General features: G+C 74.3%; 16 protein-coding genes and 1 pseudogene. 5 read left to right on the top strand and 12 right to left on the bottom strand.

Annotation, left to right across the window (positions count from 1 at the left end):
* From AXW62_RS26205 to AXW62_RS26215, 3 genes and pseudogenes are all read right to left on the bottom strand, one after another.
* Positions 1-402 (bottom strand): annotated as a pseudogene (locus AXW62_RS26205) (ABC transporter permease subunit); the annotation flags it as partial.
* The gene (locus AXW62_RS26210) at positions 399-1,940 is read right to left on the bottom strand and encodes an ABC transporter substrate-binding protein (protein WP_060946684.1); all 1,542 of its coding nucleotides are present in this window, start codon (positions 1,938-1,940) and stop codon (positions 399-401) included. The pseudogene AXW62_RS26205 and the gene AXW62_RS26210, both read right to left, overlap by 4 nt.
* A gap of 65 nt (positions 1,941-2,005) precedes the next feature.
* Positions 2,006-2,497 carry a GNAT family N-acetyltransferase gene (locus tag AXW62_RS26215; RefSeq protein ID WP_060946695.1) on the bottom strand — a complete coding sequence of 164 codons (492 nt, stop codon included), beginning with the start codon at positions 2,495-2,497 and terminating at the stop codon, positions 2,006-2,008.
* A 134-nt stretch (positions 2,498-2,631) separates the two neighbouring features.
* Between AXW62_RS26215 and AXW62_RS26220 the strand changes: the two genes are divergently transcribed.
* The gene (locus tag AXW62_RS26220; protein ID WP_060946685.1) at positions 2,632-5,049 is read left to right on the top strand and encodes a tetratricopeptide repeat protein; all 2,418 of its coding nucleotides are present in this window, start codon (positions 2,632-2,634) and stop codon (positions 5,047-5,049) included.
* 100 nt (positions 5,050-5,149) lie between these two features.
* Here AXW62_RS26220 and AXW62_RS26225 read toward each other — a convergent pair whose 3' ends face one another.
* The 6 genes from AXW62_RS26225 to AXW62_RS26250 all read right to left on the bottom strand — a co-directional run bounded on the left by AXW62_RS26225 (position 5,150) and on the right by AXW62_RS26250 (position 9,747).
* A complete protein-coding gene (locus AXW62_RS26225) occupies positions 5,150-5,494 on the bottom strand; it encodes a hypothetical protein (RefSeq protein ID WP_060946686.1) in 345 nt (114 codons plus the stop codon).
* A gap of 111 nt (positions 5,495-5,605) precedes the next feature.
* A complete protein-coding gene (locus AXW62_RS45200) occupies positions 5,606-6,157 on the bottom strand; it encodes a hypothetical protein (RefSeq protein WP_060946687.1) in 552 nt (183 codons plus the stop codon).
* A gap of 251 nt (positions 6,158-6,408) precedes the next feature.
* Complete coding sequence (locus tag AXW62_RS26235; protein ID WP_030839056.1) at positions 6,409-6,735, bottom strand: MmcQ/YjbR family DNA-binding protein; 327 nt, start codon at positions 6,733-6,735, stop codon at positions 6,409-6,411.
* Positions 6,736-6,785: 50 nt separating this feature from the next.
* Positions 6,786-7,562, bottom strand: a complete 777-nt coding sequence (locus AXW62_RS26240; RefSeq protein WP_060946688.1) for a GNAT family N-acetyltransferase — start codon at positions 7,560-7,562, stop codon at positions 6,786-6,788.
* 116 nt (positions 7,563-7,678) lie between these two features.
* Positions 7,679-8,614 (bottom strand): pseudouridine-5'-phosphate glycosidase, encoded by a 936-nt coding sequence (locus tag AXW62_RS26245; RefSeq protein ID WP_060946689.1) that lies wholly within the window; start codon positions 8,612-8,614, stop codon positions 7,679-7,681.
* Positions 8,590-9,747: a carbohydrate kinase family protein gene (locus AXW62_RS26250; RefSeq protein ID WP_060946696.1), complete on the bottom strand. Its 1,158-nt coding sequence runs from the start codon at positions 9,745-9,747 to the stop codon at positions 8,590-8,592. The genes AXW62_RS26245 and AXW62_RS26250 overlap by 25 nt, the downstream gene beginning before the upstream one ends.
* A gap of 185 nt (positions 9,748-9,932) precedes the next feature.
* Here AXW62_RS26250 and AXW62_RS26255 point away from each other — a divergent pair, with 185 nt between their 5' ends.
* The 3 genes from AXW62_RS26255 (at position 9,933) to AXW62_RS26265 (ending at position 12,676) form a co-directional block, all read left to right on the top strand.
* Positions 9,933-10,931: an ATP-grasp domain-containing protein gene (locus AXW62_RS26255; protein ID WP_079115799.1), complete on the top strand. Its 999-nt coding sequence runs from the start codon at positions 9,933-9,935 to the stop codon at positions 10,929-10,931.
* Positions 10,928-11,800, top strand: a complete 873-nt coding sequence (locus tag AXW62_RS26260) for an ATP-grasp domain-containing protein (protein ID WP_060946690.1) — start codon at positions 10,928-10,930, stop codon at positions 11,798-11,800. The genes AXW62_RS26255 and AXW62_RS26260 overlap by 4 nt, the downstream gene beginning before the upstream one ends.
* Before the next feature lie 117 nt (positions 11,801-11,917).
* A complete protein-coding gene (locus tag AXW62_RS26265; RefSeq protein WP_060946691.1) occupies positions 11,918-12,676 on the top strand; it encodes a thioesterase II family protein in 759 nt (252 codons plus the stop codon).
* Between the two features lie 88 nt (positions 12,677-12,764).
* Here the strand turns inward: AXW62_RS26265 and AXW62_RS26270 are convergent, their stop codons facing one another.
* Positions 12,765-13,979, bottom strand: coding sequence for a DUF4032 domain-containing protein (locus AXW62_RS26270; RefSeq protein WP_060946692.1), 1,215 nt, complete (start codon positions 13,977-13,979; stop codon positions 12,765-12,767).
* A 203-nt stretch (positions 13,980-14,182) separates the two neighbouring features.
* Here AXW62_RS26270 and AXW62_RS26275 point away from each other — a divergent pair, with 203 nt between their 5' ends.
* Positions 14,183-14,956 carry an SDR family NAD(P)-dependent oxidoreductase gene (locus AXW62_RS26275; RefSeq protein ID WP_060946693.1) on the top strand — a complete coding sequence of 258 codons (774 nt, stop codon included), beginning with the start codon at positions 14,183-14,185 and terminating at the stop codon, positions 14,954-14,956.
* A 200-nt stretch (positions 14,957-15,156) separates the two neighbouring features.
* Here the strand turns inward: AXW62_RS26275 and AXW62_RS26280 are convergent, their stop codons facing one another.
* Positions 15,157-17,028: a CASTOR/POLLUX-related putative ion channel gene (locus tag AXW62_RS26280; RefSeq protein ID WP_060946694.1), complete on the bottom strand. Its 1,872-nt coding sequence runs from the start codon at positions 17,026-17,028 to the stop codon at positions 15,157-15,159.
* Positions 17,029-17,138: 110 nt separating this feature from the next.
* Entirely contained in the window at positions 17,139-19,814 is a 2,676-nt protein-coding gene (locus AXW62_RS26285; protein ID WP_370682935.1) for a SpoIIE family protein phosphatase, read from the bottom strand.
* Positions 19,815-20,006 lie beyond the last annotated feature (192 nt).

A 20,006-nucleotide genomic window follows, 5' to 3' on the forward strand; every position in this document is an offset into this window, starting at 1 on the left:
GCGCCACAGCGTGCGCCCGCACACCGCGCCGGCGGTGACCGCCGCGACCACCAGCGCCCCGCCCATGAGCAGCAGCGAGACGCCGAGCGCGTCGGCGACCGAGGGGGTCACGGCCGTCCCGGAGATCCAGGACCGGCCCGCGTCGCCGTGGGGCAGTCCGGCGAGCCAGCGGCCGAGCAGCCGCAACGGCCCGGCGTCGAGCCCGAGTTCGGAGCGCAGGGACGCCAGGAGTTCGGGGCTGGGGTCGCGCTCGGCCTCGCGCGCCTCGAGGACGGTGCGGGCGGGGTCGGTGCGGGACAGCCAGGGCAGCAGCCCGATGGCGCACAGCAGCGCCCCCGCGAGCGCCGTCCGCCACAGCGCGGTCAGCCCGGTGGACCGCGCCCCGGTCCGTGCGCCGTTCAACGCCGGGTACCGGTGCCGACGAACGTGCGCTCGTACGGGTCGAGGACCACACCCCGCACCGCGCCGCGGACGCCGTGGATGATCCGCTGGTGGACCAGCGGAACCACCGCGTCCGTGCGCAGGACGGCGGTCTGCGCGGCCAGGGCGGCGCGATGGCGCGCGGCGCTGTCGGCGCGCGAGCCGGCCTCGGCGACCGCGCGGTCCACGGCCTTGTCGCACACCCGGGCCAGGTTGTAGCCGCCGTCGCAGGTGAAGTCGTCGGCGAGGTAGGAGACCGGGTCGCCGGTGTCGAGCATGGTGTTGCGGGCGGCCACCACCGCGTCGAACGTCCCGGCCAGGGCGTCGGCTTCGAGCCGGGAGTACTCCCGCACCTCGAGCTTCACGCCGAACCCGGCCTGGCGCAGCTGCTGTTGCAGCACCTGGGCGACCTCGGGCAGCTCGGGCCGGTTGTCGTAGGTGGCGAGGGTGAGCGTGGTGTGCCGGATCCCGGTGGCGGCGGGGCGGCCGGAGGGCCGGGCAGGCGCGCCCGCGGCCCAGGTGAGGGCCGGGCCGAACAGGCCGCGGCCGGTGTCGGCATGGCCCTCGTACACGTCCTCGGCGAGGGCGGAGGGGTCGATGGCCCGGCGGGCCGCGGCGCGGACGGCGGGGTCGGCGAAGGGCCCGGAACGGGTGTTGAGGAAGAGGGCGGTGGTACGGGCGGTGGGCACCTCGCGGAGGGTGGCCGCGTCCAGGGTGGCCGTCTGGGAGACCGGGACGGCCTCGGCGATGTCCACCTCGCCGCTGCGCAGCGCGTTGGTGCGGGCGGTGCCGTCGGCGATGAAGCGGACGTCGAGGCCGGAGGCGTGGGCCAGACCGCCCCAGTAGCCGTCGAAGCGGCGGAGGGTGGCGCGGGTGGTGCCGGTCGTCCGGGCCAGGGTGAAGGGACCGGTGGCGGTGCCGGCCGGGTCGACCGCCGCTTCCCGGTCCGCCGTGCCGCCCCGCGCCCGGCCCGTACCGTCCTTGGCGCGGTACGCCTTGGGCGACAGGATGGCCAGGCTCGGGCCGGCCAGCCGCAGCGGCAGCGCGGAGTCGGTGGCGCCGGTGGTGATCCGGACCCGCCTCTTCCCCGCCGCCTCGGCGGTGAGGGTGACCCCGGTGAGCGCGGCGGGTGCGGGGTCGGCGTGGGCGGCGTGGGTGAGGGCGCTCGCCACCGCCGCCGGGGTGACCTCGGTGCCGTCCTGGAACCGCGCCTCGCGCAGGGTGAACACCCAGCCGCGGGCGCTCTCCCGGGTCCAGGACTCGGCGAGTGCGGGCACCGCGCCGCCGTTGCCGTCCAGCCGGGTCAGCCCCTCGGTGACGCCGAGCCGGCTGAGCAGGGTGGCGTCGGCGCCGTACGGGGAGAAGCGCTCGGCCGGCGGGAAGGCCATCGCGACCCGGAGGCGTCCGCCGCCCACTGCGGCCCCGGTGTCGTACGGCGAACCGTCCCGGGCCGCGAAACATCCGGAGAGCAGCGGGAGGAGCAGCAGTGCGGCGGCCCACCGGCGGCGGACAGGGTGCATGGGCGTGGTTCTCCAGGGGCGGCGCGGAAACGGCGGAACGGAACGCTACATGATTGTCATTTCCATCAACTCACCGCACCCCCGAGGGGCATGGGGACCTCGAAGTGGACGACGCTCTGACCGCCGCCGGGCGCCTCCCGCTCATCGCAGACCACCTTCCCCAGGGACCGCCAGAACGCCTCGGCGCCCGGCACCGCCGGATCGGTGTGCAGATAGACCGCGGAATAGCCGCCGTCCGCCGCGGCGAAGTCCAGCAACGCGCCCACCATCCGCCGGGCCAGCCCGTTGCGCCGGTGCCCGGGACGCACATAGACCCGGCGCAGCTGGGCGGTCTCCCCCGACGGGTACCGGGCGGCCAGCCACCGGGGGTTGGGCGGATGGGCCGGGCCCCGCGAGTCGAGCGCGGCAGTCGCCACGACCGCGCCGTCGGCCTCGTCCACCCCCACCAGCAGGGTGTGGCGCGGACCGTCCAGGTACGCGGCGGCGGGGTCGACGATGTCGGCGTGCCAGCGCGGCACGTACCCGGTTCCGAAGTCGCGGTAGACGGTGTCGAGCATCACGCTGCGGGCGGCGTCGAGGTCGTCGGGGGTCGCGGTTCTGATGCGGTAGGTCGGCACCTGCGCATCGTACGCAACAAGCCGGTGCGCCCACCGTCCTGGCAGACTGGGCCCCGGACCGTCAGGAGGGGACGATGGGGCGGGAACGGCCGTCGATGCAGGAGCTGATCCAGCGGCGCGGAGCGGCCGGATTCGTGGGCCGGCGCCGGGAACTGGACGCGTTCCGGGAGAACTTCGGGCTGCCGCCGGAGGACGGGCGGCACCGATTCGTCTTCCATGTGCGCGGCCACGCGGGGGTGGGCAAGACCTGGCTGATCCGCCGGCTGGAACAGACCGCCCGCCAGGAGTACGGCGCGCTCACCGCCCGCGTCGACGAGACGGTGAACTCCGTCCCGGAGGCGATGGCCGCGATCAGCGCCCAATTCGACCGCCAGGGGCGCCCGTTCACCGCCTTCGACCGCCGGCTGGCCACCTACCGGCAGCGCCGCCACGAGGCGGAGTCGATACCGGACCGGGCCGGGCAGCAGGGGCCCAGCACCGGCGGTATGGCCGCCGCGCGGGCGGGTCTGACCGGCCTCGGCCTGGTGCCGGGCGTGGGGGCGCTGGCCGGCGCGGTCGACCCGGTGCCGCTGGCCGAGAGCGCCGACCGGCTGCGGGCGGCGCTCAGCTCGCGGTTCCGCGACCACAAGGACGTCCAGCTGGTGCTGGACCCGGTGCGGACGCTGACCCCGCTGCTGGTCGGGGAGTTGTCGAAGACGGCCGCCGCGGTGCCGTGGCTGGTGCTGTTCTTCGACACCTACGAGCGCCTCGCCCCGCTGCTCGATCCCTGGCTGCACACCCTGCTGACCAGCGAACGCCTCGGCACGCTCCCCGCCAACACCGTGCTGGTGCTGGCCGGGCAGACCCGGCTGGACCCCGGCCGCTGGGGGGATCTGGCCGACGTGGTCGCCGAGCTGCCGCTGGAGCCGTTCACCGACGCGGAGGCCCGGCAACTGCTCACCGCCAAGGGGATCACCGATGAGCCGGTGGTACGGGAGGTGCTGCGGATCTCCGGCCGGCTGCCGGTCCTGGTGTCCACCCTCGCGGCGAACCCGGGGGCCGCCGGGGACCTGGACGACCCGAGCGCCACCGCCGTGGAACGGTTCCTGAGGTGGGAGCGCGATCCGGTGCGCCGCTCCGCCGCCCTGGCGGGCGCCCTGCCCCGGCGGCTGAACGAGGACGTCTTCCGGGCGGCGGTGGAGGAGGAGGCCGGGGCCGGGCTGTACGGCTGGCTCCGGTCGCTGCCGTTCGTGGCGGACCGCACCGGGTCGGCCCGTTACCACGAGGTGGTCCGCGCCCCGATGCTGCGGCTGCAGCGCACCACCTCACCGCGGCGGTGGAGCGCGGCGCACACCCGGCTGGCGGAGACCTTCGCCCGGTGGCGGGAGGCGGCCGCCGGAGAGCTCAGCCCACGCGACAGGTGGAGGCTGGACGCCTGGAGCGGACCGCGCCTGGAGGAGTGGTACCACCTGCTGTGCGCACGGCCGTCGGCGGCGCTGCCCGGGGCGCTGCGGGACGGGATCGACGCCTGCGGCGCGGGACCGGCGGTGGCCCGGCGGTGGGCGGCCACCCTGACCGAGGCGGGCGAGGACGCCGGTTCGGAGGTGGTGCACGCCTGGGGGCGGCGCCTGGTGGAGGCGCTGGCGGACGAACGGCGGCGCGGTATCGAGGTGATGGGGCTGCTGCTCGCGCGGGCGGAGCTGGACACCGCCGGCCGGGCCGCGGCACTGGTCGTACGGGGCTGGCACCGCCGGTCGGTCGAGGAGCTGGACGGGGCGCTGGAGGACTTCCACCGGGCGATCGAGCTCGAACCGGGGAACGTACAGGCCCACTTCGGATGTGCCGCGATCCACCGGCTGACCGGGAACTTCGCCGCCGCGATGGACGCGCTGGACCGCGTGGAGGCGCTCGAGCCGGGTTCGATCTGGGTCCAGCGGGAGCGCGGGGAGACCTGCCGCCGGGCGGGCCGCTACCAGGAGGCGCTGGCCCTGCTCGACGCGGTGGTCGAGGCCGATCCGGCGGACCATGTGGCCCTGGGCAGCCGCGGCCAGACCAAGATGGCGCTCGGCCGGGTACAGGAGGCCCTGGCGGACCTGGACCGGGCCATCGAGCGAAACGGCGACTACACATGGGCGCTGATCCGGCGGGCCCGGGTGCGCGGCGCCCTGGGGGACACGGCGGGCGCGCTGGCGGACCTGGACCGGGCGGCGGAGCCGGCACCGGACGCCCCGGGCATGCTGGGCGAACGCGGTGAGGTCCACCGCTTCGCGGGCCGCTACGAGGAGGCCATCGCGCTGTACGACCGGGCGCTGGCCCTGGACCCCGGTTACGCCTGGGCCCTGGGCAGCCGGGCGCTGGCCAACGAGGCCCTGGGCAGACGCGCGGAGGCGCTGGCGGATCTGGAACGTGCGGTGGAGCTGCGTCCCGGCTACGCCTGGGCCGTGGCGCAGCGCGAGCGTTTGCTGTCGAGCGGGGACGCACCGGAGGGCGGACGGCCCGACGGACCGGTGTGACCGGCCGGCACCCGTACCCCCGGCTCCTGTCCCTCCGCGGCCGGTCAGCGGCCCCGTGCCAGCGGTCTCGCGCCAGCGGCCCGGTGTCGGCGGCCCCGTGTCAGCGGCCCTGTCGTGAGGTGCGCCCGGTGCAGCAGGACGACACGGCGTCGCGTACCGCGCGCAGCAGGGCACGGCAGCGCGCCAGGCACCGGGCGACCGGGCGGGCCCGGCGGACGGGGCGCGGGGCGGCGGGCCGGTCCGGCACGGTCCGGACGGCGAAGGTGTCCCGGACGGTGGCGTCCACCGGGGCGGGAGCGGCCGGAGCCGGGACGGGAGCGGCCGGAGCCGCCGCGGGCGGCGAGGGCGGCGAGGGATCGGCGGTGCGGGCCCGCGGGGTGACCGGGCGCCGGGCGGCTTCCGCGCGCATCATCGCGCGCATGGCGGCATAGACATCGGTGGGCATGCGGATACTCCTGCGGTCTCGGTCGTCAGGCGGCTGAGCGGGCAGGGCGGACCGCGTCCGGAATCCGCGCGCCGAACGCGGGAGCGGAACGACGGACGGCCCCGGGCCCGGTCAGCAGCGCAGTACGACGGACCGTGCGGAGAGCAGGCCGGCCGGGACGTCGTCCCCGGCGCCGAAGGCGCCGACGCCCGTCGCGGGGCCGACGGAACGGCCGCGGGCCGCGACGAGCGCGAGGGGGCCGAGGGAGGTCGAGAGGGATCGGTGGGCGCCGAACGAGACGCCGTGGACCATCCGCCCGGCGTGCCGCGCCGGATGCCCGGCACCGTCGCGGGCGGAGAACACGGCCGACGCCGACGCGGTGGAGCGCTCGTCCTCGGCCTCCGGCACCCCGCGAAGAAGGACCACGGGGGCGGGAGCGCTCGCGGGGGCGGACCCGGCGGGGGTCCGGGCCGAGGCGGGAGCGCCGGTGTCACCGGAAGTGGCCGGGGCCGGGGCCCGGTTCAGGCCCCCGGCCGCACACGGGTCCGGTGCGGCGGACGGCGACGGGCGGACGGCCCCGAGGGCCAGCACGGCGTGCAGCAGGGTGACCGCCAGCAGCAGGACGGCGGCCGCGCACGGGCCGCCGCCCACCGCGGGGCGGTTCGTCCTGCGGCCGTACGCCATGCGGCCTCCCTCGCTGACTCCCCTCCAGGGAACCCCGCACAGCGGAAGACGGCACTCCGATTACCGGTAAAAGTCCATACTTTCACCCGTGTCGGTTATCTTCTCGAACGCGGATATCACCGCATTTCGAGGGCGTCCCCGGCCGCCTGGCGTCCTCACTCGAGCAGTGAGCCCCGTCCTCACTCGAGGAGCGAGACCCGTCCTCACTCGAGCTGTGCGGGCCGTCCTCACTCGAGCTGTGAGCCCCGTACTCATTCGAGGAGTGAGGCCGGTGCGGCCTGCCGCCAGGAGTCCAGCAGGATGTCCCGCAACTCATCGAGGTCCTCCAGCGCGGCGAGCCGCACCCGCACCCAGGCCGAACCCGCCTCGTGCCCGGCGACCCAGAACTTCTCCGGCTCCGCCAGCACCAGCTCCTCCCGCTCCTCCTTGGGACATCTGACGGCCATCGAGGTCTCGTCCTCGGGCAGGGTGGCGAACATCTTCCCGGCGACCCGGAAGGTGGGCATCGACCAGGCGATCTTCTCCGTGGTCTGCGGCAGCGACAGGGCGATGGAACGAACGTCGTCGGAGGTGGTCATGGCCCGACCGTAGAACACCCCACCGACAACGCTCCCGGCCCCGGCGGCCGTCAGGCCCGGTACAGATACGGCGTGGTCGTGGTCAGCGGCACGAAGCCGAGCCGGCGCAGGATCGGACGGCTCTGGTCGGACGCGTCGACCTGCAGATAGCGGTAGCCGCGGTCGGCCGCGACACGGGCCCGGAAGGCGACCAGGGCGCGGTAGACACCCCGCCCGCGCCACTCCGGCACGGTGCCCCCGCCCCAGAGCCCGGCGAAGCTCGCCCCCGGCGACAGCTCCATCCGCGCCGCGCTGACCGGCCGGTCACCGTCCATGGCCACCACCGCGACAACCGTGTCCGGCTGCTCGGCGAGCCGGGCGAGGAGCAGGTGCCGCAGGGCGGTGCCGTCGTCGCCGAACGCGCGCTCATGGACGTCCGCCATCCGGTCCACACCGGCCGCGTCGGTCACCGGGAGCAGCCGGATGCCCCGGGGCGGTTCGACGGCGGTGGGTACGTCCGCCACGTCGGCGGCCATCAGCGTCTCCTCGGGCTCGGGGACGAATCCGGCGGCCCGGAGCCGTGCGCCGAGGTCGCGGGGGCGGTCGTGCGCGTACAGCTTCCACTCGAAGGCGCCGCCCGCGTCCGCGAAGTGCCGGATCTGCTCGGCGATCACCGCATCGGCGGTGGCCTCGTCCAGATCCGACCACAGGACGGCGTTCCAGTCCTCGCGGCCTCCGGTCTGCCGCACCACCGCGCCCACCCGCTCGACCCGGACGCCGGGCCCGTCGGCCCGCGCGTCCCATCTCATCTCGCGGTCGTACAGCTCACGCACCATGTCAGGATTCATGCGCCCACCCCAGCACCGGGCGACCGCGGCGGCAAACGATTATCCGACCGGGGCCGCGGGTGCATGCCCAGGTGGCGGACCCGGATGTGCTCACGGTGTGCCGCGCGGTGGGCCCGTTACGCTCCGCCGTCCGCCCCGGCGGCGTAGTGGACCGCGATCCGCGCCCCGAGGCGTGCGTTGTTCCTGACCAGGGCGATGTTGGTGCGCAGGCTCTCCCCCGCCGTCAACTCGGTGATCCGGCGCAGCAGATAGGGGGTCGCCTCCTTGCCGCCGATCCCCGCCTCCGCCATCTCGGCGAGGGCCCGCTCGATGATGCCGTCGATCCGTTCGGCGGGGATCTCCTCGGCCTCGGGGACCGGATTGGCGATGCTCAGCCCCGCCGTCATGCCCAGCCCCCACTGGGCGCGCATGACGGCGGCGATCTCCTCGGGTGAGTCGGCGCGCAGCGGGGAGCGGAAGCCGCTCACCCGCGAGTAGAAGGCGGGGAAGTCGTCGGTGCCGTAGGTGATCACCGGAACGCCCAGGGTCTCCAGCCTCTCCAGGGTCAGTCCGATGTCGAGGACGGACTTGACCCCGGCGCTGACGACGGCGACCGGGGTGGTGGCGAGTTCGGTGAGATCCGCGCTGATGTCGAAACTGCGCTCGGCTCCCCGGTGCACCCCGCCGATGCCACCGGTGACGAAGACCCTGATCCCGGCGAGTGCGGCGAGCCGCATCGTGGACGCCACGGTGGTCGCGCCGTGGCCGCCGCGCGCCATGACGTGGGCGAGGTCGCGGAGGCTGGCCTTGCCGACCTCGGGGCTGGTGGCGAGCAGTTCCAGATCGGCCCGGTCGAGTCCGGCGCGCGGGGTGCCGTGCAGGACGGCGATGGTGGCGGGGACCGCCCCCTCGGCGCGGATGATCTCCTCGACCCCGGTGGCCATCTCGACGTTCTGCGGATACGGCATGCCGTGGCTGATGATCGTGGACTCCAGCGCGACCACGGGACGGCCGTCGCGCAGGGCCTGCGCGACCTCCTCGGTGAGGGTCAGCCGGGGGTGGGGCGTTGCCATGGGCTCCTCCGCTGCGGGGCGTTCAGCGCGTCCTCGATCAGACGCGGGGTCAGGTCCGGTCGTACGGTGGCGGAGGTGGCCACGGTCAGCGCGGCGGCGGCGTGGCCGTAGCGGGCCGCGCCGACCGGGTCGGCCCCGGTGAGCAGGGCGTGCGCGAACGCGCCGAGCATGGCGTCGCCCGCCCCGGTGGCGTCGTGGACCTCGGCCGGCGGCGCGTCGAGCGGCACCCGGTCCTCGCCCTCCGTGCTCAGCAGGGAGCCGCGCGCACCGAGCCGCACCCACACGTGCCGGACCCCGCGCTCGTGGAGGACGGCCACGGCGCGGATCAGCTCCCGGTCGTCGCGGCCGGCGGCCGGGTCGAGGTCCCGTCCGGTGAGCGCGCCCAGCTCGGCCGCGTTCGGGGTGAGGGCGAAGACCGGCCGCCGGGCGGTGAACAGCGGGGCGAGCAGCGCCGCCTTGGGAGCGCTGACCGGGTCGATCAGGGTCTGGACCCGGGTGGTGGCGGCGATGTCCAGGACGTACGAGAGCATCCGCGGGGAGAGGTTCCCGTCCAGCACCAGCATTCCGGCGTGGCCGATGAGTTCCCGCGCGGGACGCAGGTGCTCGGGGCTCAGCGCGTCGGTGGCCGCCATGTCGGCGACGGCCACGAGCAGATCGCCGTCGGCGTCCAGCACCGCCGTGTAGGTGCCGGTGGGATGCGGGCCGCGGCGCACATGGTCGACACGCACCCCGGCCGCCCGGGTCTCGGTCAGCAGCCGCTCGCCCGCGGCGTCCTGACCCACGGCGGCGATGAGATGGGTGGGGGTGCCCAGCCGTGCGAGGTTCTCCGCGACATTGCGGGCGACGCCGCCGGGACTGGTGTGGGACCGCCCCGGATTGCTGGTGCGCAGCGCGACGGGGGCGAGGCTGCGCACCTTGATGTCGACATTGGCCCCGCCGATGACCACCACCGCGTGCCCCTGGCGCGGGATGTGGCCGCGCCCCGGGACGGCGCGCTTCGTGACCAGGCGGGAGAGGTGGGCCCGGACCGCGGCCCGGGTGGCGCCGAGGGCGTCGGCGAGGGACTGGGCCCCGGCCGGCGGGTTCCGCCGCGGCGGCGCCGGGAATCCGCGTTCCCCGCGCGTCAGCGTCATGTTCAGCACAGTAGAGGAAACCGCATCCGGCAAACAGGGCGCGACGCCTCCGGTTGCCCCGGGAGAGCCCGGGGTCGGCCCAACGGATCGAAGGGAAACGGCGGATGACATCCTGGAAGACCATGGCGCGCCGGACACTCTCGGCAGCGGCCCGGGAACCTGTCCGGTGACGAGGAAGAAGACCGATGAGACTCTGCTTTCTGGTGGAGGAGCGCTATCGCCATGACGGCATGCCCCGTGAGGTGATCCGTCAGCTCTCCGCCTGGGGCCACCAGGTGGACGTGGTCCGGCCGGGCGATTCCCTGATCCGGATCTCCGACGCGGTGCGGGCGGGCAGCCATGACGCCTGGGTGCTCAAGACGGTGTCCGGCGGCCCCGGGCTGACCCTGCTGGAGGCCGCGGCGGCGGTCGGGCTCACCACCGTCAACGACGCCCGCTCCATCCGCGGCGTACGGGACAAGGCCCTGGCGGCCGCCATCGGGCGCAGCCGCGGACTGCCGATGCCGACCACCTACGCGGCGGCCCGGCCGGAGGCGCTGGAGAAGATACCGGAGACGGAGTTCCCGCTGGTGGTCAAGCCCTCGGACGGCAGCTCCGGGCGGGCGGTGCGGCTGGTGCCGACGCCGGGCCGGCTGAGGGCGCTGCGGGCCGAACTGGCCGCGGAGGGCATGCTCATCGCCCAGCCCTACGTGCCGAATTCGGGCGTCGACCTCAAGGTGTACTGCGTGGGCGGGGAGTTGTACGCGACCGAGCGGGTCTCGCCGCTCGTCCCCGACCGGGGCGCACGGGGCCAGCGGGTGCCGCTGTCCGCCGAGGTGGCGGCCATCGCCGCCGAGGTCGGCGTGGTCTACGGGCTGGATCTGTACGGGGTGGACGTGCTGCTGGGCCCGGACGGTCCGGTGATCGTGGATGTGAACGACTTCCCCAGCTTCAAGGAGGTGCCGGACGCGGCGGCCCGGGTGGGGCGCGCGGTACTGGAGTTGGCGCGCGGGGGCGGCGCCCGGTCCCAGGGCGCGGTCGTCGGTGGCCGCACCGAATCGGGACCGTCCCTGGAGCCGGCCTCCGAGCCGTCCCCGGAGCCGACCTCCGAGCCGGTCCCGCAGCCGTCCCCGGAGCTGGTCCGCGAGCCGGTCCCGGCCACGGCCACGGGCCGGATGACCGCGGCGGTGAGCGGAGGCCGATGAGGATCGGGCTGATCACCGCCGATCCGGGCCATCAGCTCCTCGCCGACACCACGGATCTGCTGACCCCGCGCCACGAGGTGGTGGCGCTGGACCCGGGCGGCCACGGAGCCGACGCGCCGGACCCGGTCCCGCCCGGCGAACTCGCCGACGTCTATCTGCTGAAGGCCCGCACCCCGCGGGCGCTGGCGCTCGCCCGGTCCCTGGAGCGGGCCGGCGCCCCGGTGGTGAACTCGGCCGCGGCGACCGCGCGGTGCCAGGACCGGACGGCGATGGCCGGGCTGGCGCTCAGCGCCGGTCTGCCGTTCGCCCGCACCCGGACCCTTCGGTCCTGCGCCGCGCTGGCGGCCGAGCGGCTCCGCCGCCCGGTCGTGGTCAAGAGCCGCCACAGCCGGCGTCATGACCTGGTGGCCCGGGTCGACGACGCCGCGCAGCTGCGCGCCCTGAGCGCCGACTGGGCCGATGAACCCGTGGTGGTGCAGGACTTCGTCCCGAACGACGGCTGGGACCACAAGCTCTGGGTGATCGCGGGCCGGGTGTTCGCCGCGCTGCGCCGGTCGGAGCTGGCGGCCGGCGGCCGTGGTCCGGCCCTGCCGCTCGCCGCGGAGGCGCTGCCGCCCGGCTGGCTGGAACCGGTGCTCCGGGTCGGCCCGGTGTTCTCGCTGGACGTCTACGGCGTGGATCTGATCGACGCGGGGGAGGGCGCGCCGCTGATCGTGGACATCAACGCCTTCCCGGGGATCCGCGGTCAGGCCGGCGCCCCCGGGGAACTGGCGGCTCTGGCACTGCGGGTCGCCGAACGGGGCCGGGGCCGCCGCTCCCGCCCGTACCCGGCGGGAGCGGAAATACTAGGGGAGTCCCGTCCGAAATAGGGGTTGTCGCAGGTCGAACGCGAGCGGCAGGGTGGTCTACTGGTCTCCGCGCGACCCGAGGCACGCGCGACAGCCCACGACAGCCGCCGCAGCACCAGCGGCACGAAAGGACATCAGGTGACCGCAAACCCCACCGGCACAAGCCTGTGGATCAGGCAGTTCCACCCCGCGCCGACGGCGGCGACGCGACTCGTCTGCCTGCCCCACGCCGGCGGGTCCGCCTCCTACTACTTCCCCGTCTCCAAGGCGCTCTCGCCCACCGTCGACGTGCTCGCCGTGCAGTACCCGGGGCGCCAGGACCGGCGCAACGAGAAGTGCATCGACACCATCGGCGAGCTGGCCGACGCCCTGGTGCCCGAGCTGCTGCCGTGGACGGACAAGCCACTGGCCCTTTTCGGCCACAGCATGGGCGCCACCCTCGCCTTCGAGGTCGCGCTGCGCCTGGAGCAGAAGGGTGTGGTTCCGGTGGCGCTGTTCGCCTCGGGGCGGCGCGCCCCCTCCTGCCACCGCGACGAGACCGTCCACCTCCGGGACGACGACGGGCTGATCGCCGAGGTGAAGTCGCTCAGCGGCACCGACAGCCAGCTCCTCGGGGACGACGAGATCCTCCGGATGGTGCTGCCCGCGATCCGCAGCGACTACAAGGCGGCCGAGACCTATCGGTACACCCCCGGCCCGCAGCTGGCGACGCCGATCCACGCGCATGTGGGGGACAACGACCCCAAGGCGACCGTCGAGGAGGCCCGCGCGTGGGGCGAGCACACCACCGGTGGCTTCGACCTCCAGGTCTACTCCGGCGGCCACTTCTACCTCAACGACCAGGCTCCGCGCGTCATCGCGTCGATCCGGCAGGTGCTGACCTCGCGGGCGTCCTGAGCCCGCACCCGGCCCGGGTCGCGGGGTGCCCGCCCCGTGACCCGGTTGCCGCGGTGACCGGCCCGGCCCGGTCGGGGGTCGTGGGCGGTCATCCGGGGGGACGGTTCGCCAGTACGGTCCGTATGTAGTCCTCGACGGTGGTCTCCAGGCCCACGTCATGGCCGGCCCGCTCGCTCAACAGCCAGCGGTGTTCGAGCAGTTCGTAATAGATCTGCGCGGTGTCGGTGGCCCCGCGCAGCTCCTTCGGCACGGCCCGTACGGTGGGCCGGAAGACATCGCGGACCCAGCGGTGGGCAAGCACCTCCGGGCGCGCCCCGAGCGGATCGCCGGGCGCGTAGTCGTCCTGGGTGGCCATCCAGGTCTCCAGGTCGTTCAGGAGGCTGCGGGCCTGGTTCTCCTCCGCGTCCAGCCCGGTCAGCCGCAGCAACTGCCGCTGGTGGTGGCCCGCGTCGACGACCTTGGGCACGAAGGTGACGGTGTCGCCGTCGGGTGAGCGCTCGATCTGCATCTCCGCCACGTCGAACCCGAGGTCGTTCAGGCGCCGGACGCGCTGGTCGATGGCGTGGCGCTGGGCGAGCGGATAGACCGACTGCCGGGTCAGCTCGTGCCACAGCTCGCAGTAGCGCTCGACGATGGCCTCGCCGAAGAGCACCGGGTCGACCGAGGGGTGCAGGGAGCCGCTCGCCTCCAGGTCCAGCAGTTCGCCCGCGATGTTCACCCGCGCCACCTCGATGTCGTACTCCCGCTGTCCGCTGGTGAGCTTCGGCTGGAGCTGCCCGGTCTCGGCGTCCACCAGATAGGCGGCGTACGCGCCCGCGTCCCGCCGGAAGAGGGTGTTGGACAGCGAGCAGTCGCCCCAGGCGAACCCGGCCAGGTGCAGCCGCACCAGCAGCACGGCGAGCGCGTCGAGCAGCCGTCTGATGGTGCCCGGCCGCATGGTGGTCTCGAACATCGACCGGTAGGGCTGCGACCCCACCAGATGGCGGGTGATCAGCGCCGGCTCCAGCGGCTCGCCGTGGTCGTCGGTGCGTCCGGTCACCACCGCGAGCGCGTCCACCGCGGGGACCGCGAGCCGGTCCAGATCGCGCAGCAGCCCGTACTCCCGCACGGCCGCCCACTCGCCGACCTCCTTGACCGCCACGATCTCCCCGCCGGCCCGGGCGAAGCGGACGACGTGGCGGGAGATGCCCCGGGGCAGCGCGACCAGGTGCTCGTCCGGCCACTCCGCCAGCGGAACGGTCCACGGCAGATCGAGCAGGGACGCCGGGTGCTCGGGCGAGGTGGCGGTGATCTGCAGCTCCATGACACCCCAGTGTGCGGCAGGTTCGGGCGATCGGAACCGGTCGTCGCGGGAGGCCGTCGCGCCGGGCGCCTGCGGTCGGCCGGGCCGCGGCCACCGAAGTGGACAGATTCTGTCTGGAAACATACGCTGAAGACCCAATCGGACAAGATCTGTCCGTTTAGGGCGGCCACAACCGGACCGATCCGCCGAAGGGAGCCCCCGCCGTGAGCCAACTCGCCGGCACCACCGCGGTGATCACCGGGGGCGACGAGGGCCTCGGCTACGCCATCGCCGACGCCTTCGCCCAGGAAGGCGCCGATCTGGTGCTGCTCGCCCGCGACCGGGACACGCTCGACCGGGCCCGGCACACCCTGGCCGGACGCGGCACCACCGTACACACCCTCTCCGTCGACCTGGCCGACCCCGGTGCCGCGACCACCGCCGCGCGTCAGGTGCTCACGCTCACCGAGCGGGTGGACACCCTGGTCAACAACGCGGGTACGGCACACTTCAGCCCGCTCGCCCAGACCTCGGCCGACTCCTTCGACGCCATGCTCCACCTCAATGTCCGGGTGCCCTTCCTGCTCGCCCAGGCGCTGCTGCCCGCGCTCGTCGAGGGCCGCGGCAGCATCATCAACATCAGCAGCTACCGGGCCCACACCGGGTCCGCCGACCGCCCGTCCGCGGCCTACTCGGCCACCCGCGGCGCCATCAACGCCATGACCAGGGCGCTCGCCGGCGAACTGGGCCCCTCCGGCGTCCGGGTCAACGGCATCGCCCCGGGCGCCGTACGCGCCCCGGCCTGTGAACGGGACCGCCTCCCGATGGACGCCGAGGAGCGCGGCGCGGCCGGCGGCCACTCTCCGGACGCCGCTCCCCCGGGCCGGCCCGGCGAACCCCGGGAGGTGGCCGCCGCGGCGGCCTTCCTCGCCTCCCCGCAGGCCGGCTGGACCACCGGCACCATCATGAACGTGGGCGGCGGGCTGACCGTCCGCTGACGGCCGGGGCGGGGTCCGGCGCCCGGCACGCCGGTGCCGTCGGGCACCGGGCCGGGCATCCGTCACGCTCCCGGCGACGAGCCAAGCCCGCACCCGCTGCCCGCCGGTGGCGGGACCGGCGCGCACCGGCGCGACGGGCAGCGGATCGTCCACGCCGGGCGAGGGGTGCCCCACCGCGCCCCCGGCTGACCGGCGTTCGTTCAGTCCTCGGCGAGGACCACGACCGTGTCGCCCTCCTCCAGGGTCAGCGGCGCGGTCTTGGACGGGTTGAGGTGGACGCCGTAGAGCGGGGGCTCGTCGCTGTGCCGGGCCAGCCGGTAGCCGATCGCCGTCTCGCCGCGCTGCCGGGCGGCCTCGATGACGGTGGCGAAGTTCGCCTCCGCGCCCGGGGTCAGATAGCCGGCCGCCGGCTTGAGGTAGATCTCGGACCCCTGCGGGTCGAAGAGATCGGCGAACACCGCGTGCAGATGGCGGTTCTCGGTGAGCTGGGTGAGCAGCAGGCTGATCACCTTGGTGCTGACGATGAAGTCGTCGGCCTTGGTGACCTGGGCGACCTCGCGGTTGGCGTCGTCGTGCATCTCGGTGACGATCGAGTACGGATCGCCGAGCTGGATCTCTATGTCGCGCAGGTGGAGCAGGGTGACCAGGGTGCGGTCGTCGGCCCGCCCGGGGTCGATCCCGTCGTCCGTCAGCACCACGATGTGGCGGTAGCCGTCCAGGCCCAGCGCCTCCAGTGAGGGGCGGCGGGTGGGTTCGCAGTGCTTGAAGCCGACCGTGAGGTTCCGCAGCTCCCGGTTGGCCTCCTCCCGGGGCGGGCGCGGGGCCGCGATGTCCACCACCGAGCCGGGCTTCACCAGGAGGTCCAGCTGCTCGATGATCTTCTCCGCGCGGGAGTTCCAGCCGATCAGCAGCGTCCGGTCCGGTACCGGGGACCGGATCTCGGCGGTCGCGACGGCCGAGCGGACGATCGGGGGTCGGGTGGCCGCCCGCGTGATGAGCAGATCGTCCTCCGCCAGCATCAGCAGCCGGTCCTCGGGGCCGAGCACGGTGTCCATGCCGGGGTTGACCAGCACCTCGCCGTCCGCGCGGTGGACCCCGATGGGCACGCCGAGTTCGAAGGCGTTCAGCGACTCGCCGTAGGTCGAGCCGGCCAGTGCGGGCTCGTGCCAGGGGTAGATCTCATTGCCGACGAAGCTGAGCAGTTCGTTGAAGACGGTGGACAGACCGGACTGCCGGTGGGACTGCACGATCAGCCCGACCGCGATGTCATCGGCGTCGATCACCAGCGCGGTGTCCCCCGCGGCCAGCCGGGCGGCCGCCAGGTTCGCCGAACTCTGCACGGCGGCCACCACGTTGGGGCGCGTCCCGGACCACGTGCGGCTGTTCAGCAGCAACAGCACCTTGATGACGTCGATGTCGCTGTCGTCCCCGACCGGGGAGAGCACCATGATGGCCTTGGCGCTGTCCGGGCTCACCAGCTCCAGGTCGCCGCGCTGGAGCGGATTGCCGGAGCGGCAGATCACCCGGGTCTTCCCGGTGTCCGGGATGCGGCGCCGGATCTCGTCCTCCATGTCGACCTTGTCCCGGTCGGCGAGGATCACCACACAGGAGCGCCGCTCGCTCTGATTGGCCTCCACCAGCTCCGCTATCACCGTGAAGACCTGCTCGGACCAGCCCAGCACTATGGTGTGCCCGTGCTCGATCAGCCGTGAGGTCCCCTTGCGCAGCTGCTGGATCCGGGCCTCCAGACCGGTGGTCATCACACCGATCAGCGCGCTGACGATGAAGATCCCGCCGATGGTCACCGTGAGCATCAGGATCAGGAACAGCGGCCGGCCGGTGTCCCCGCCCATCGTCCCCGGGTCGAGGGTGCGCAGCAGGCTCATCCAGACGATGCCCAGCCAGCCGCCGTTGTCCTCGGTGTCCTTGTGGGCGAAGGCGACCACCACACCGGAGACCAGGGTGATCAACGCCAGTGAGGCCAGCCCCAGCCAGCCGATCAGCGCCGGGGTGCCACGGTCCATCGTGCCGTCGAACCAGTACCGCAGCCGCTCCCGCAGCCTCTTGCGCATGCCGCTTTCCTCCATCGCCCGAACCGCCGCCGGACCCAACAACCCCTGGTCAGCGGCGGTTTACGCCATGAGGTGTCGTCCGCCCCCTCCCGCGCCGATCCGGCGGCGGGTCAGCCGGGAAGGTCGTCCCACTGGTCGAGGAGGTCGTCGCCCTCGATGCCGCCCAGTGGGGCCACCGGGCCGGTCAGGGGCTGTTCGGCCCAGATGATCTTACCGTTGGGGGTATAGCGGGTTCCCCAGCGCTGGGCGTACTGGGCGACGAGGAAGAGCCCCCGCCCGCCCTCGTCGGTGGTGGCGGCGCGGCGCAGATGGGGCGAGGTGCTGGAGCCGTCGGCCACCTCGCAGACGAGGGTGCGGGCGCGCAGCAACCGGACGCGGCGGGGGGCGCTTCCGTAGCGGATGGCGTTGGTCATCAGCTCGCTGAGGATGAGTTCGGTGGTGAAGGCGAACTCCTCCAGTCCCCATGCGGTGAGTTGCCGGGCGGCCTCGTTGCGGACGCGGGCGACCGCGGCGGGGTCGCCGGGCAGCTCCCATTCGGCGACGTGCCCGGGGTCCAGCCGGCGGGTGCGGGCGACGAGGAGGGCGATGTCGTCGCCGGGGTGGGGGGACGACATCGCCTGGAAGACGGCCTGGCAGGTGTCCTCCACGGTGCCCTCGGGGAGTCCGGCGAGAGTGGCGCGCAGGACGCCGAGCCCCTCGTCGGCGTCCCGGCCGCGGTCGCGGAGCAGCCCGTCGGTGAACAGGGCCAGCCGGCTGCCCTCGGGCAGTTCCAGCTCGGCGCTCTCGATGAGTTCGCCGCCCAGCCCCAGCGGCGGGGCGAGCGGGACGTCGGGGAAGGTGACCGTGCCGTCGGGGAGGACCACCGCCGGGCCCGGATGGCCGGCGCCCGCCACCGCGCAGCGGCCGGTGGCCGGGTCGTAGACGGCGTACAGGCAGGTGGCGCCGCCGATCCCCGGGGCATCGCCGCCCGCGGCGGCCTGGTCCTGGTCGAACCGGCTGACCAGCTCGTCGAGATGGGCGAGGAGTTCGCCGGGCGGCAGGTCGAGGGCGGAGAAGTTGTGCACGGCGGTGCGCAGCCGGCCCATGGTGGCGGCGGCGTGCAGTCCGTGGCCGACGACATCGCCGACGACGAGGGCGACCCGGGCGCCGGGCAGGGGGATGACGTCGAACCAGTCGCCGCCGACCCCGGACCGGGCGGGCTGATAGCGGTGGGCCACGTCCAGGGCGTCCTGTTCGGGCAGGCCCTGGGGCAGCAGACTGCGCTGGAGGGTGACGGCCATGGCGTGTTCGCGGGTGTAGCGGCGGGCGTTGTCGATGGCGACCGCGGCGCGGGCGGCCAGCTCCTCGGTGAGCGCCACGTCGTCCTCGTCGAACGGTTCGGACTGCTCGGAGCGCCAGAAGGTGGCCAGGCCCAGGGTGACGTCCCGGGCCCGCAGCGGAACGGTGAGCATCGAGTGGATGCCGTATCCGACGATCTTCGCCGCCTGTTCGGGGTCCTGCTCCTGCCATCCCCCATAGGCCCGCAGATCCGCCTCGAGCACCGGCCGTCCGGCGCCGAAGCCCCGCGTCTGGGGCGCCTCACCGGTGTAGGTGATCATCTTGCCGACGCGCCACAGCGGATGGCCGGCCCGGATGCCGCGGGTGGCGGTGCGCCGCATGGCGCCGTCCCCGGGCTCGTCGCCGCGCAGCACCGGGTCCATCAGGTCCACGGTGGCGAAGTCGGCGAACCGCGGGACGGCGAACCGGGCCAGCTCCTCGGCGGTCCGGACGACATCGAGGGTGGTGCCGATCTGCGCACCGGCCTCGTAGAGCAGCCGCAGCCGCCGCTCCGCGACCTCGGCCTTGCCGGACAGCGCCCGCAGTTCGGTGGAGTCGCGGAGCGTGGCGACGCTGCCGGACACCCCGCCGTCCCCCCGGGTGGGGCGCTGGTTGACGGCGAGCAGCCGGTCCCCGGCCAGATGCACCTCGTCGGTGACGCACCGCCCCGAGGCGAGCAGACCGGCGATGCGCGGCTCGAGGCCGAGCCCGGTGACGGGACGGCCCTCGGCGTCCGGGGGCAGATCGAGCAGCCGGACGGCCTCGTCGTTGGCGAGGACGAGACGGCCGTGGCCGTCGACGATGAGCACACCCTCCCGGACGGAGTGGAGGACGGCGTCGTGGTGCTCGTACATGCGGGTCATCTGGGCGGGTCCGAGCCCTCGGGTCTGCCGCCGCAGCCGCCCGCCGACCAGCGCCGTCCCGCCGGTGGCGAGCGCGAGCGCGCCGGCCGCGGAGCCGAGGACGAGCGGCAGCCGGCCCTCGACCCGGCCGGCCACGTCCGCGGCGGTCACCCCGGCGCAGACCACGCCGACCACGGTGCCGTCGTCACCGACGACCGGGACGGTGGCCTGGACCTCCCGGCCCAGGGGCCCCTGGACGGACTCGGTGACGACCTTGCCCTTCACCACCGGCCGGAAGTCGGCGACCAGCCGCTTGCCGATGTACTCCGGCCTGGGGTGGGTGTAGCGGATCCCCTTGGTGTCCGCGATGACCACGAAGTCCAGATGGGCCTGCTGCCGGACCTGCTCGGCCCGCGGTTGCAGCCCGGCGGTCGGGTCCTTCGCGCCCATCGCGGCCACCACATCCGGTGAGGTGGCGACGGTCCGGGCGACGGCGGTCGAGCGGTTGACGGCCTCCTGCTTGCTGTCGCTCCGGGCCTGGAGGACCAGCGCCGTCGTCGCCGCGGCGATGAGCAGACCCACCAGCAGCACCTGGACGGCGAAAACCTGCCCGGCGATGCTGCGCACGCCGGACAGGAGGCGGAAGCGGGTCCGGGAGGGGATGTGGGGAGTGAGCCTCGACCGACCGAAAAATCCGATCACTCACCCTTCCTACCATTTGCCACCGCGCGGTCGTGAAGCCGGGCGGCTCCGGACCGGCGGATATCCCGGTGTCCGATACACACCGGTACGGTGGGTGGCGGCCCGCATACGGAGGGG

This window comes from Streptomyces hygroscopicus subsp. hygroscopicus (genome assembly GCF_001553455.1).
Lineage (GTDB): Bacteria > Actinomycetota > Actinomycetes > Streptomycetales > Streptomycetaceae > Streptomyces > Streptomyces hygroscopicus.

What these genes read in the sequence shown, in the direction of transcription:
- AXW62_RS26280 (WP_060946694.1), bottom strand. Translation starts at nt 17,028, where the DNA reads ATGCGCAAGAGGCTGCGGGAGCGGCTGCGGTACTGGTTCGACGGCACG.
- AXW62_RS26255 (WP_079115799.1), top strand. Translation starts at nt 9,933, where the DNA reads ATGAGACTCTGCTTTCTGGTGGAGGAGCGCTATCGCCATGACGGCATG.
- AXW62_RS26240 (WP_060946688.1), bottom strand. Translation starts at nt 7,562, where the DNA reads ATGAATCCTGACATGGTGCGTGAGCTGTACGACCGCGAGATGAGATGG.
- AXW62_RS26270 (WP_060946692.1), bottom strand. Translation starts at nt 13,979, where the DNA reads ATGGAGCTGCAGATCACCGCCACCTCGCCCGAGCACCCGGCGTCCCTG.
- AXW62_RS26220 (WP_060946685.1), top strand. Translation starts at nt 2,632, where the DNA reads ATGGGGCGGGAACGGCCGTCGATGCAGGAGCTGATCCAGCGGCGCGGA.
- AXW62_RS26235 (WP_030839056.1), bottom strand. Translation starts at nt 6,735, where the DNA reads ATGACCACCTCCGACGACGTTCGTTCCATCGCCCTGTCGCTGCCGCAG.
- AXW62_RS26225 (WP_060946686.1), bottom strand. Translation starts at nt 5,494, where the DNA reads ATGCCCACCGATGTCTATGCCGCCATGCGCGCGATGATGCGCGCGGAA.
- AXW62_RS45200 (WP_060946687.1), bottom strand. Translation starts at nt 6,157, where the DNA reads ATGGCGTACGGCCGCAGGACGAACCGCCCCGCGGTGGGCGGCGGCCCG.
- AXW62_RS26260 (WP_060946690.1), top strand. Translation starts at nt 10,928, where the DNA reads ATGAGGATCGGGCTGATCACCGCCGATCCGGGCCATCAGCTCCTCGCC.
- AXW62_RS26245 (WP_060946689.1), bottom strand. Translation starts at nt 8,614, where the DNA reads ATGGCAACGCCCCACCCCCGGCTGACCCTCACCGAGGAGGTCGCGCAG.
- AXW62_RS26210 (WP_060946684.1), bottom strand. Translation starts at nt 1,940, where the DNA reads ATGCACCCTGTCCGCCGCCGGTGGGCCGCCGCACTGCTGCTCCTCCCG.
- AXW62_RS26250 (WP_060946696.1), bottom strand. Translation starts at nt 9,747, where the DNA reads ATGACGCTGACGCGCGGGGAACGCGGATTCCCGGCGCCGCCGCGGCGG.
- AXW62_RS26215 (WP_060946695.1), bottom strand. Translation starts at nt 2,497, where the DNA reads ATGCTCGACACCGTCTACCGCGACTTCGGAACCGGGTACGTGCCGCGC.